The organism is Thermoplasma volcanium GSS1, assembly GCF_000011185.1.
GTDB classification, from domain to species: domain Archaea; phylum Thermoplasmatota; class Thermoplasmata; order Thermoplasmatales; family Thermoplasmataceae; genus Thermoplasma; species Thermoplasma volcanium.
This window is the reverse complement of sequence record NC_002689.2, coordinates 806,401-817,907: the sequence shown is the minus strand read 5'-3', so window position 1 is coordinate 817,907 and position 11,507 is coordinate 806,401. Positions and strand designations below refer to the sequence as shown.

Here is an 11,507-nt window from a genome sequence, read left to right as displayed (position 1 = left end):
CCAGCGGAATACTTTTTTAATGGCCGATCCTCTCCAGAAGCGATCTGTTCACCTCCAGAAGCTCCTTACCCTTGGCTAAGCCCATCGTTGTATTCTTCGATCCTATCCTCTCTATAATTGATGCAGCATCAGGATGTGTGAGTCCAATTACAGGCAGTATCTGCTCTACTGTACGTGAAGCTGTCCTGTTTCCAGTAAAGTACCTAATTACATTTTTAACAATGTTTTCCAAATTAGAATATATATACTCACGGCCTGCCATTGTCTCTAGAGCTGAAAGGTAAAATGAAAGCATATCCTGCTTCTTTATCTCTCCCTTCTCTATCATCCCGCTTACTACTGAAAGATCCGTAGAGGACTTTAGCTTTCCAAAGCCAGATATGATCTTTACCTTATCTTCATCTCTATCCAGCGATCTGTATTTTTCGACCATTCCCTTAACGTCACCTGTAGAAAGTGCATATGCCGTCGCAATAGCCGATTTCAGTTCCGGAGTCTGCTGTTCAAAATTCGAAAAGCGCGGAGCTAGAGTTTCACAGTAAGCCTCATCCAGCAACGCAAGAAGCCTAGATGCCTTTCCATAGGCTATCTTCAGGTTCTCGTCATCTGCTGATTCCAAATATCTTATGGCCGTGCCAAGGAATTCCCTCGCATCTGCATCAAAATAATGCGTTATTATGCGAAGGTATTCAAACTGGTTCACTATGTTTGATATAACATTTGCGTCTTTATCGTTAAAGAATGATTTGATCCTATTCTTGTAAGTGTCTGGTGTTATCACTCCTGCCATCAGGAAAGCAAAAAGATCGTCAACAAGGCCTACTCTATCTAAAGGTGTTAATTTGTCCATATTTTCAATGATCTTTGAAAAAGTTTCATCATCGTAGTTAACCCTGTAGAAACCCAAGTTATCTGCGTTTAATTTAATAACATCTTTATCCGTTATAACGGTAGATTCCTCCTCAAGAAGCATCTGGCTGATCCCATTGTTTAGCCTCATTTTCACAGGTACTGGCCATCTATCGGTGGATTCTCCTCCACCTAAGAAGAAGCGGGATTGCATTACTTTAATCCCGGTTTTATCCTGACTTACTTTCAAAATAGGGTAACCTGCCTTTGTTATCCATGCCTCCATTATCCTGTTCACTGGTTTTCCTGATTCTGTTTCTATTGCATTCCATAGATCAGAGCCTTCTGCGTTTCCATATGCATGTTCTTTTAGGTATTTCGATATGCCCTTCCTGAAGTCTTCAGCACCAACATAGTCTTCTATCATCCTGAGTATTGACGCACCCTTTCCATAGCTTATCTCATCAAATATCTGCGATATCTCATCAGGATCCTTTACATCAACCTCTATAGGGTGCGTATTCTTGAGAGAATCTGAGCGAAGTGCGCCGGAAGTCCTCGAAACAAAAAAGTCACCCCAGAACTGCCACTCAGGATGGATAGTATCCATTGTCTTATAACTCATGAATGTTGCAAAGCTCTCATTCAGCCACAGATCGTTCCACCACTTCATTGTGACGAGATCTCCGAACCACTGGTGGGCTATTTCGTGGGCTATTACATTTGCGGAGAGCCTCAACGTAGAAGCAGCAGAGTTATCTGCAATATCTAGGTATATCTCTCTAAATGTTATTGCACCCCAGTTCTCCATTGCACCTGCTCCGAATTCCGGAACTGATATCAGGTGCATCTTTGGCAGTGCATAGGGTATTCCGAAGTAACCTTCGTAGAACTCTATTGACCTTTTAGCTATATCGATTGGATACTTCGACTTAATGTCCTTAAGGGATGCAAGTATTATCTCCCTGTCCTTGTAACGTTCTGATGCATACTTGAACTTTCCAACACCTATGTACAGCAGATAGGTTGACATCCTTGGAGTCTTCTCAAACTCCACTATCTTCCTGTCAGATGTCTCTACCTTCTTTATAGGCATGTTCGATATTGCATCGTAGTCTTTGTCTATTACAAGAGTTATTGAGAAGACTGCCTTGTAGGCAGGATGATCAATACAGGGAAACATTCTCCTAGCGTCTGTTGCCTCAAAATGAGTAGTGACCATGCCATTGCTCTCCCTACCTGCAAAATATATTCCAGAGAGCGAATCACTAATCTTCCCAGAATATGAGATTTCAACCTTCTGTGCAGTTTCAAGCCCGTTTATCTTCAGTAAGTTTCCGTCGTATTCAAATTTGGCATCCGATCCATTAACTTTGATCCATTCTATATTAAATCCAACGGCGTCAAGAACAAAGTCTCCAGAGGAAGCTGAGATTGTTTCAGTGCCGTGAAAGGTTTTAGATTGCAGATCAAGATCGAGGGTCAAATCGTATTCTGATATATCCATGGTGGTTAATGTTGGAAAATGGCTTAAATTTTATTGCGAGGGTAAAGTTTTAAATCAGCCTCTATCAAAGATTAAGTGAATTATCACATAATCAATTAAATTAAAATGATCTTGTCAGCGTAACTTTATCTATAGCAATATACGGCATTTTAGATGCTGAGATCTCGTTCCACCATTTTACGTATTCTGCTTCCTTTGAAATAAGCGATATATTTGACAACACGTTAGAATAGCTATCGCTTATCCTAATCCCAGACCACGATTCTTTAATTTCACCTTTTACTATATGGTATATGCCGTCCCGAGGAACTGTAGAGAATACTCCGTTTCTGTAGTCTTGGAACCTCAAATACCAGCTATTCATTATGACCACGCCTTCCTTCGTATCTGCTATCATTTCATCTAAGCTAGAGTCCCCTCCATCAACCTCTAGTTGCCATGCCTCTGGTGAAATTATCCCAGCGTTTCCAGTTGTTTCAGTATGCATTTTCTTAGCAGTAGAATAGGAGTGAAGATAGGTTTTGAGTATCCCTCTTTCTATGATCGTATTTCTTTTTGTCGCTGTAGCCTCATCATCAAAGTATTCAAATCCGATTCCCTTTGTATCGGTTGGATCGTCAACAAGCGAAAAACTTTCATTGGCGACCTCCTTTCCTATCCTTCCCTCCAGGTAACTCATCCCTGAAATTATTGAATAGGCCGAGAATAGGTACGATCCATAGGAAATTATATTCCCAAAGGCCATCGGTGAGAAAATAACGCGATATTTTCCTTCATTTCCCTTGACGCTATCGACCTTCAATATGCTTCGAACTGATCTTTTACCGACTTCTTCAGTATCAGCCTTCGATGATGGGCCGTAGTGAGCAGTATACTGGCCGGAACTCTCCCCTATAAATGATCGTACAGCCGCCTCTATACCATATTTATGAGCCGAATATGTGTTATACCTGGTAAATATGCTCTCCTCAGATGATCTTTTGTAGATAAGACCTGATACACGTCGAGCACCTTCATCTTCGGCGGAACTTATAGCAGCGACAGCCATGTCTTGAACATCCTTTTCGTCATCCTTGTAATCTACAGCCCGATAGATTTGCTTCTTGTCGTTTATACCTTCGTAAATAGAGTTTTCAGGAGAGTTCGACAACACCTTCTGTAGATAATCTATCTTAGATATGCCTTCATCAGGGCTGTGTACGGCAATTGAGGCAGTTTTTCTGCCAGAAGATACAAAAATATCAATTCCGTACTCATCCCAAATGTTTGTCAAATCCAATTTTGAATTTGAAAACCTTACTTGCGTATCAGAGGCATATTCTTGTTTGACTACGTATTCTTCAAAGTTGTCCGATAATTTTCTAATTAGATGTTCTACGTCAGCCATTTCGATCACTTTACGATCATTCCTCTCAATCTCAGGTGCGGTCCTCCCATCCATACTTCAACACCTTGTTCGGGATCGCCCTTGCCGCATATACCTGCGTTAAAGTGCAGGTCCTTACCAACCGCATCTACGGACGAGTAAAAGTTTACCGTATTTGTTTCAAGGACTGGCCTCCTTACACGGCCCTTTATGTCACCGTTTTCTATGTAGTAAGCCTCTTTTCCAACATACTTTTCGTTGAACCTTAGATCATCGATATTCCATTCTGTGAATGATTTAATGTATACTCCTCTCCGGACGCCTTCGAACAGCTCTTCAAAGGAATAATCACCTGGCTCTATGTACGTAGTACTCATTCTTGCAAGCGGTTCCATATCCCATGAAGATGAACGGCCGGCTCCGTTGCTTTCAGTTCCTGCCCAGGCGGCGCTCTCCCTGTTTAATAGAAATTCAGATGTCATTCCATCCTTGTAAAGGTATCTCTTTCTTGCAGGAACACCTTCATCATCGTAGAGATAGTATCCGAAAGAGTTTTCTACGGTCGGATCATCAACAACATTAACCAATTCAGAACCTATTTTATACGGAAATTTTTTACCGGATAAGAAAGATTCACCAGCAAGGACGGCTTCTCTTCCAGCTATCCTATCGTACTCTGTTGGATGTCCCGCACTCTCATGCGCTACAATACCAGATATCTCCGGACCAATTATAACGTCAAATTTTCCTGGCTCTACTGAAGGTGCGAGAGCTATTTCCCTTAGCTTGACAGCATCCTCCCTTTCCTCCTCTGCTATCCTTCCTAAGTCAAAAGTTTCATAGCCACCAGTGTATCCATATTCCTCAGATGACTGCTCATAATTACCGCTCTCGACAACACCGATTAGATATTGGAAATATATCCTCGAATATTCGCCATGGACTTCAGAACCTTCAGTGTTCATATAATATTCTTTAACTATCTTATCGGAAATAGAATTTATTCGTAGCTGAGCAACATTAGATGCAGCAGTATCCGCTTCTTTTAATATATCCACGATTTCATTAAAATCTGTATCCAGAACTTTCTTGTTTCCTAGTTTAGTCCATGAACTCCGCACATCTCTTCCTGTAAAAATTTTTGATTTTCCTATTTTTCTTGACCTGTCTAATGCCTCATCTATCCGTTTCTTTACCCTTTCCCAATCATCTGAATTTGAATATGCGATAGCTATGGAGTCATTGACAACTCTTATTGCATAGCCACTGCCTCTAGAACTGGAAGATCCATCAAATTCACCATTCCTGTAGAAAGCTCCCCTGCTTGTTATGTCCATGTACCTAGTTCGCCGTATTTGCACTTCCCGTCGATGTATGAAATTATGCGGTCAATTAGATCCATATTTATTTCTCCTTCAGTTTTTTAAGCCTTTCCTCATATCTATCGAATATATTCGAAAGTACAACTGCGAAGTTCCATCCTGCGTCATTCTGAACCATGAATATTGGTGGGGCCGAAATTCTGGTTCTAACGCTGTATTTTGTTGCACCCTGGGTTTTGTATTTCATCACATGTATTAGTAGTTTCCCTTGTGATACGTCTGTAAGTTTCGAGAACTTAGTTAGAAACCTTTCTGAAAGATCAAAGGCAATATCGTATAAGTCTTCATCGTAAATATCAAGGCCGCTTATCTCTATGAGTATACCCTCTTTGCTCTCCGTTTTAATTATGTTGATGAGGTCACTAAAATCTATAATACCGACCAGCTTACCGGAGTCTACGATAGGCATTATATGGAGCTCATTCTTCATCATCTCGTCTACAACGGTTTTTACATCAGCGTATCTGTCAACACTAATAGGCGGATCCATTACAGAACCACAAGCTATTTGGACCCTTTCTTTCTCTCCGTATCCGCCATACTTTATCTTCTCTTTTTCCCGAAACATTATCCCGAGAATGTCGTTCAGCTTTACTATGCCAACTAGCCTCTCCTCGTTATCTACTACAGGTATTTCAACTTCATTTAACTGTCTTAGGCTATCGAATGCCTCCTCTATGCTATCATCCTCACTGACGGCTACAGGATCAGGGCTCATAATCTGGAAAGCCCTCAGGTTGCTTATATCGCTTATTTTATCTATGCGTTTTATTATGTCCGTTCTAGAGATTATTCCAACTAGCTTCCCCTTATCGAAGACAGGTAGTGCAGATAGACCTGTATCTTTAATCAGCCTTACTGCCTCGAGAACATCATCATCTGCGCTGAGAGTTGGTGTATTTATGGCGTAATTCGATATTTTGGATTTTACTTGTATGCTTCTCTTCTTCAAAAGGTCGGAATAAGTTATCATACCTGCATACCTGTTGCCATCCATAACAGGAAGTTGGTGAATTCCTGTTTCGTTCATCTTTGACATAACTTTGGAAAATGTATCGTCTACTCCAACTGTGACCGGATCTGGAGTCATCAGCTCTCTAACTTTCATAGTATCTCATTTTCATATTGCTCACAAATTTATTAACTCTCTCTTTTACATCTTTTCCAATATAGGCGTCTTTTATCATATCAGCGATTGGTTGAACGTCATCAACTCCCATCCTTGTTATCTCCGCGGTACCTATTCTGCCTATTCTATCTACTATAATACCGTTTTTTTCAAGATCTTCACTAAATTTTATGGTATCATATCCATCCTTTTTAAGGCCCTCTTCATCGATCAACACTTGGTGGGATTCCGTAAACCACGGCGAATATTTTATAGGCAACTTTCCGTCCAGTTCCTTTGCAAGGTCCTTTGCATTCTTTACAACACGAGATGCATATTCACGACCAAACTTTTTTGTTTCTTCTAGAGCTACACCAACCCCTGCCATCCTCGATATATTAAAATTGTCCATAGTGATCCACGTAATTTTCTTTTCAATTCTATCGAACACTTCGGCTTCGTTTGTGAGTATTATACCGCCTTGTGGTCCGAAGAATGTTTTATGCGTAGATCCGAAGACAACATCGCATAGTCCTATATCCTTTTGAAATGTTCCGCCAGCAATAAGTCCCATTACGTGCGAAGCATCGTATAAAAGCATCGATCCTACACTGTTGCAAAGCTCTCTTACTTTAGGAATATCATACGATTTTACAAATACAGACTGCCCAAGGATTACTACCTTAGGTCTTATATAATCAATCGTTTTCTCGAACGACTCAAAATCTATGGCCTGATCTGGCTTCATAGGTATGTCATAAGAACGAAAGCCCATAAGGCTTGGTAAATATCCATTCAAATATCCTTGATAGCCCCCGTTCCTTTCTGGGATCTTCATGATGCTTTCTCCCCGCTTCACAAGCGCAGCTAAAACAGTTTCAGCTGCGACGTGACCGCTCAGCGGCTTCGCATCTGCATATTTAAAGTTAAAAACTTCCGATGCTAATTCATTCACCGATTCTTCGAGTTCTTCGGCATACTTAGTTCCGCCATAGTCATTGACGCCGTTTTCCTTGTGAGAATACCTTGATGCAAAATCAGACGCCAGAGCTCTCCGGACGTTAGGGCTTATAACGTTCTCTGAAGCCTGCAAATTAATAACTGATGAACGGTATATATCTGCATCCTGAACAATAGAAAGAATCTTCCTCATAGCCAAGTTTACGTTAATACACTTAAAAATCTATCGGTTGTTGAATTTTTAATAATTAGTAAGAAAAACATATTATAATTTCATTAGAAATATTTATATATTTATATCAACTATTTTTTCGATCGATATGATAGGGGGTTTTACAGGTAAAATTCTGAGGATTGATCTCAGCGCGGGTAAGCTTTCCATAGAGAATACAAATATGACGTGGGCAAAGGACTACATTGGTGGGCAAGGCCTTGCTACTCGTTATTATGTAGAAGAAGTTGATCCAAAGATCGATCCTTATGATCCTGAGAACGAACTTATAATAGCTCCCGGACCGCTAACTGGCACTAGCGCACCTACAGCGGCACGGTATATGGCTGTTACGAAAAGTCCGCTTACTGGTACAATAACAAGAAGCAATTCAGGAGGTTACTTCGGAGCTAAATTAAAGCACGCCGGTTTTGATATGATAATATTCAAAGGAAAGTCTAAGAAACCAGTTTATCTCTATGTAGATAACGGAAAGGCCGAGTTGAGAGATGCATCAGACCTTTGGGGAAAAGACGTCTTCGAAACTACAGATATACTTACGTCGAGAATAAGCGGAAACGTAAGCGTAGCCTGCATCGGTCCAGCAGGGGAAAACCTTGTGAAATTTGCCTCCATAATGAATGACAAACATAGAGCTGCTGGCAGAAACGGAGTCGGGGCGGTTATGGGCTCAAAGAACCTTAAAGCAATAGTTGCCGGTGGCGGAAGGATGCCTGCCATTGGAGATCCAGAGAAATACAAAATTGTGCTGCCGAAAATGCTTAAAAAAATCAAAGAAAACCCTGTTACCTCTCAAGGTTTAACACAGTTTGGTACCGAGGTTCTAGTAAATATAATCAATAAATCCGGCATATATTCAAATAAGAATCTAACGGAGTCTGGAGACGACCCTCTTGCGGATGATGTCAGCGGAGAGACGTTAGCAGAGACCTATCTACTTCACAACCAGCCGTGCTTTGCGTGTCCGATAGGTTGCGGGAGAGTAGTCAGGTATAACGAGCGGGAAAGTGAAGGGCCGGAATATGAGAGCACGTGGGCCCTTGGACCAAACACAGGAATTCATGACCTTTACACTATAATAGCCGCAAACGACAATGCAGACAGGCTCGGATATGACACAATATCCGCTGGCCTAACGATGTCCGCCGCTATGGAACTCTATGAAAATGGGAAAATACCTGATAAGGATGTCGGACCAACAAAGCCGAAGTTCGGAAACCAGAGCGCTTTGCTGGAGATGAGTGTAAAACTTGCCTACAGGAAGGATTTTGGATCGAAGCTTGCGGAAGGCTCAAAGAAGCTCTCGGAAATGTACGGAGATCCATCAGTTTCTATGAGTGTAAAGGGGCAGGAGATTGCAGCATACGACCCGAGAGGCGTGTGGGGCATGGCGCTTGAGTATGCAACCAGCAACATAGGCGGTTCCCACATGAGAGCTTATACAATATCAAACGAGATTTTAGGTGTTGAGCCAGTATCTGATCCTCTCAAGTTGGAAGGAAAGGCTGAACTAGTTAAGTACGTACAGGATTTCACTGAGGTAATGGACTGTTCTGGGCTATGCCAGTTTCCCTCATTTGCACTCAACCTTGATGATTATTTAGAACTAGTAAACGCAGTTACTGGATTCAACTACACTAAGGAAGAAATAATGAAAGCTGCAGAAAGAGTCTGGAACTTGGAAAGATTATTCAACTTAAAGGCAGGGATAAAACCAGAAGACGATAAGCTGCCTGAAAGGTTCCTAAAAGATCCAATACCAAAGGGGCCAAAGAAAGGGAATACAGTACCTTTCGAGAAACTTATAAAAGACTATTACAAGGTAAGAGGATGGACCGAAAATGGTTATCCGACTCCAGAAAAACTAAAGGAGCTTGGGCTTGAATTTTACGGTATTTAAAAATATTTTTCTAATTATTTAGCTTAGCCGCCTGCCACTGGCGGGAAGACATCTATGTTGTCACCGTCTTTTAACGGCGTTTTTAAGCCTTCTATTGAGTTAATATTGTTGCCATTTAGCAGTATTATAACGTTGGGATAAAGTTCGTTGCCGTTGTACATCAATTTCCTAAATTTTTCACCATACTCCTGATTAAGTAACGAAATAAGATCATCTATATTTTTTATGCCGTCGAACTCCTCTAATTTTTTCCCAGTTACGGATCTTAAGTTTGCATAATACCTTACGGTAACAGACATAAGTGATCATTGCACAATAGTTAATTAATTATGCCATCTCATGTGCTTTCTTATTGTTTTCATTTATTTTAAGCAGAGAATTGTATACCATGAGCGATGCCTCGTGCCCGATTGCCGTTATTCTACCGGCGTAGTTAATAGTCTTCTCATCATTGAAAACGAATACGGAAACAGTATCAGTGGAAGTGCCTGGTCCGACTTTTCCAGTAGCTCTATCGGTTACATGCGCATCGTTCATGAACTGTGCTTTTGATTCCACAATCGTCTGGAATAGGTTAAGGACTCCTGCATCGGATAACGGAAAGTCTGTTAAGAGTGCTATGTTTATGGTTCCGTGCATGCCCTTAACATTGCCTATGGAAACTGTATTGTCGAAGCCGGCAGTAATATACACAATTAGAGAATTCGTATCTAGATATTTTTTTGCCACGACATGCGTATTAACATCAACTGCAGTGAGTGTACAGACTGTACCGTTTTCCTCTATTTTATTTCTAGCCAAAAACTCCTTAGTTTCAGATATTACTTCCTCGTTGTAGTCTAAATTAACCGTTCGATTGATATAGGCTTTGGCTCTTCCTACGCCACCGTTGAATGGCGCTGAGCTGAATTTTCTAGCTTCACTATGAAATTTCAGCATGTAATAATCATTTTCTTCCAGAAAGTCAAAGCTGATGAGCATTAGCAAGAAACTTAAAAGGCATATTTTAAAATTGTGTAAATGGCGATCGTAGACAGTTCGTTTAAAGAAAAAACAATTTTGTTTGATAGATTATTAGTTATCCTAAACTATAATTCGCTGCAGCAGAAAAAAAGTTATTAAAACCTTGCATATAGTATGTGTATGGATAACTCCAATAATTCTGAGGAGGATATATGGACTAATGATGAGAAATTACAAAAGATAATTGAAGAGCTTAATTTCAGGATCAAAGTGTTTGGTTTCGGGGGATCGGGATCGAATACAATCAACAGGCTAATGAGGGAAAACCTCTCTGGTGTAAAGCTTATAGCGTGTAATACAGATGCGGCACATCTCCTCAGGATTAGAGCCCACTCAAAAATACTGCTTGGGAAGAACTTAACCCGCGGGTTAGGAGCTGGTGCTGATCCGTCTGTAGGGGAGATGGCTGCAAAGGAATCTGAATCTGAGATATTGAAACAAATAGATGAAACAAGCATTGTATTCATAACGGCGGGTCTTGGCGGCGGCACAGGCACTGGTGCTGCCCCATACGTTGCTAAACTTGCAAAGGACAGGGGGGCCCTAACAATATCCTTCGCTACTCTCCCCTTCTCCACCGAGGGTTTCGTCAGAATGAAGAACGCCTACGAAGGCGTTCGAAAATTAGTCAAGAATTCTGATGCAGCTGTTATTATTCCCAATGATAAGCTCATCGAAAAGTTCAATGACGTGCCTGTTTACAAAGCATTTAAATTTGAGGACGAGGTTATTGCCACAGGAATAAAGGGCATAACTGACCTCATAATGAGTACAGGCACCATCAACTTGGACTTCAATGACCTGAGGAAGGTTATGAAGGATGCAGGTTATTCTGCTATAGGTATGGGCTCGTCCAGCCAAGCAGTGAATGACCGTATAGTAGAAGCTCTAGAAAAAGCATTGGATTCTCCTTTCATGGACGTTGATATTTCAAAGGCCAAAGGCGCTATAATTAACGTGACTGGCGGCAGGGATCTTCAACTTCAGGAAGCTCAGCAAGCCGCTGATATACTCAAGAAGAAGATCGCCCGTGATGCTACAATAATGTGGGGTACAGTCGTAGATGAGAGCATCAGATCGTCTGTGAAGATTCTCGTTATAGTTGCCGGTGTAAAACCCAATTTCAAATTTGAGCCAGGAATTGAGGAAGTAGGATAAAAATCACTTATAATTACTCCTA

At 41.1% G+C, this 11,507-nt stretch carries 9 protein-coding genes; 2 read left to right on the top strand and 7 right to left on the bottom strand.

The features are described 5' to 3' along the window. Positions 1–16 precede the first annotated feature (16 nt). The 5 genes from TVG_RS04305 to TVG_RS04285 all read right to left on the bottom strand — a co-directional run bounded on the left by TVG_RS04305 (position 17) and on the right by TVG_RS04285 (position 7,365). On the bottom strand, positions 17–2,356 hold the full coding sequence (locus tag TVG_RS04305; RefSeq protein WP_010917058.1) for a M1 family metallopeptidase: 2,340 nt from the start codon (positions 2,354–2,356) through the stop codon (positions 17–19). 100 nt (positions 2,357–2,456) lie between these two features. After that, positions 2,457–3,797, bottom strand: coding sequence for a TldD/PmbA family protein (locus tag TVG_RS04300; protein ID WP_241760249.1), 1,341 nt, complete (start codon positions 3,795–3,797; stop codon positions 2,457–2,459). Further along, the gene (locus tag TVG_RS04295; RefSeq protein ID WP_010917056.1) at positions 3,749–5,059 is read right to left on the bottom strand and encodes a TldD/PmbA family protein; all 1,311 of its coding nucleotides are present in this window, start codon (positions 5,057–5,059) and stop codon (positions 3,749–3,751) included. The genes TVG_RS04300 and TVG_RS04295 overlap by 49 nt, the downstream gene beginning before the upstream one ends. A gap of 67 nt (positions 5,060–5,126) precedes the next feature. After that, positions 5,127–6,212 carry a CBS domain-containing protein gene (locus tag TVG_RS04290; protein ID WP_010917055.1) on the bottom strand — a complete coding sequence of 362 codons (1,086 nt, stop codon included), beginning with the start codon at positions 6,210–6,212 and terminating at the stop codon, positions 5,127–5,129. After that, on the bottom strand, positions 6,202–7,365 hold the full coding sequence (locus TVG_RS04285; protein WP_010917054.1) for a serine hydroxymethyltransferase: 1,164 nt from the start codon (positions 7,363–7,365) through the stop codon (positions 6,202–6,204). The genes TVG_RS04290 and TVG_RS04285 overlap by 11 nt, the downstream gene beginning before the upstream one ends. 127 nt (positions 7,366–7,492) lie before the next feature. Here TVG_RS04285 and TVG_RS04280 point away from each other — a divergent pair, with 127 nt between their 5' ends. After that, complete coding sequence (locus TVG_RS04280; protein ID WP_010917053.1) at positions 7,493–9,304, top strand: aldehyde ferredoxin oxidoreductase family protein; 1,812 nt, start codon at positions 7,493–7,495, stop codon at positions 9,302–9,304. A gap of 23 nt (positions 9,305–9,327) precedes the next feature. Here the strand turns inward: TVG_RS04280 and TVG_RS04275 are convergent, their stop codons facing one another. Both TVG_RS04275 and TVG_RS04270 read right to left on the bottom strand, forming a co-directional pair. Next, on the bottom strand, positions 9,328–9,603 hold the full coding sequence (locus tag TVG_RS04275) for a ubiquitin-like small modifier protein 1 (protein ID WP_010917052.1): 276 nt from the start codon (positions 9,601–9,603) through the stop codon (positions 9,328–9,330). A 28-nt stretch (positions 9,604–9,631) separates the two neighbouring features. Continuing rightward, positions 9,632–10,285 carry an adenosylcobinamide amidohydrolase gene (locus tag TVG_RS04270; RefSeq protein WP_010917051.1) on the bottom strand — a complete coding sequence of 218 codons (654 nt, stop codon included), beginning with the start codon at positions 10,283–10,285 and terminating at the stop codon, positions 9,632–9,634. Positions 10,286–10,447: 162 nt separating this feature from the next. On the opposite strand from TVG_RS04270, the gene ftsZ reads away from it, so the two are divergent. Continuing rightward, complete coding sequence (gene ftsZ / locus TVG_RS04265) at positions 10,448–11,485, top strand: cell division protein FtsZ (RefSeq protein WP_010917050.1); 1,038 nt, start codon at positions 10,448–10,450, stop codon at positions 11,483–11,485. Positions 11,486–11,507: the final 22 nt, after the last annotated feature.

What these genes read in the sequence shown, in the direction of transcription:
- TVG_RS04300 (WP_241760249.1), bottom strand. Translation starts at nt 3,797, where the DNA reads ATGGATGGGAGGACCGCACCTGAGATTGAGAGGAATGATCGTAAAGTG.
- TVG_RS04270 (WP_010917051.1), bottom strand. Translation starts at nt 10,285, where the DNA reads ATGCTCATCAGCTTTGACTTTCTGGAAGAAAATGATTATTACATGCTG.
- TVG_RS04290 (WP_010917055.1), bottom strand. Translation starts at nt 6,212, where the DNA reads ATGAAAGTTAGAGAGCTGATGACTCCAGATCCGGTCACAGTTGGAGTA.
- TVG_RS04305 (WP_010917058.1), bottom strand. Translation starts at nt 2,356, where the DNA reads ATGGATATATCAGAATACGATTTGACCCTCGATCTTGATCTGCAATCT.
- TVG_RS04295 (WP_010917056.1), bottom strand. Translation starts at nt 5,059, where the DNA reads ATGGACATAACAAGCAGGGGAGCTTTCTACAGGAATGGTGAATTTGAT.
- TVG_RS04280 (WP_010917053.1), top strand. Translation starts at nt 7,493, where the DNA reads ATGATAGGGGGTTTTACAGGTAAAATTCTGAGGATTGATCTCAGCGCG.
- ftsZ (WP_010917050.1), top strand. Translation starts at nt 10,448, where the DNA reads ATGGATAACTCCAATAATTCTGAGGAGGATATATGGACTAATGATGAG.
- TVG_RS04285 (WP_010917054.1), bottom strand. Translation starts at nt 7,365, where the DNA reads ATGAGGAAGATTCTTTCTATTGTTCAGGATGCAGATATATACCGTTCA.
- TVG_RS04275 (WP_010917052.1), bottom strand. Translation starts at nt 9,603, where the DNA reads ATGTCTGTTACCGTAAGGTATTATGCAAACTTAAGATCCGTAACTGGG.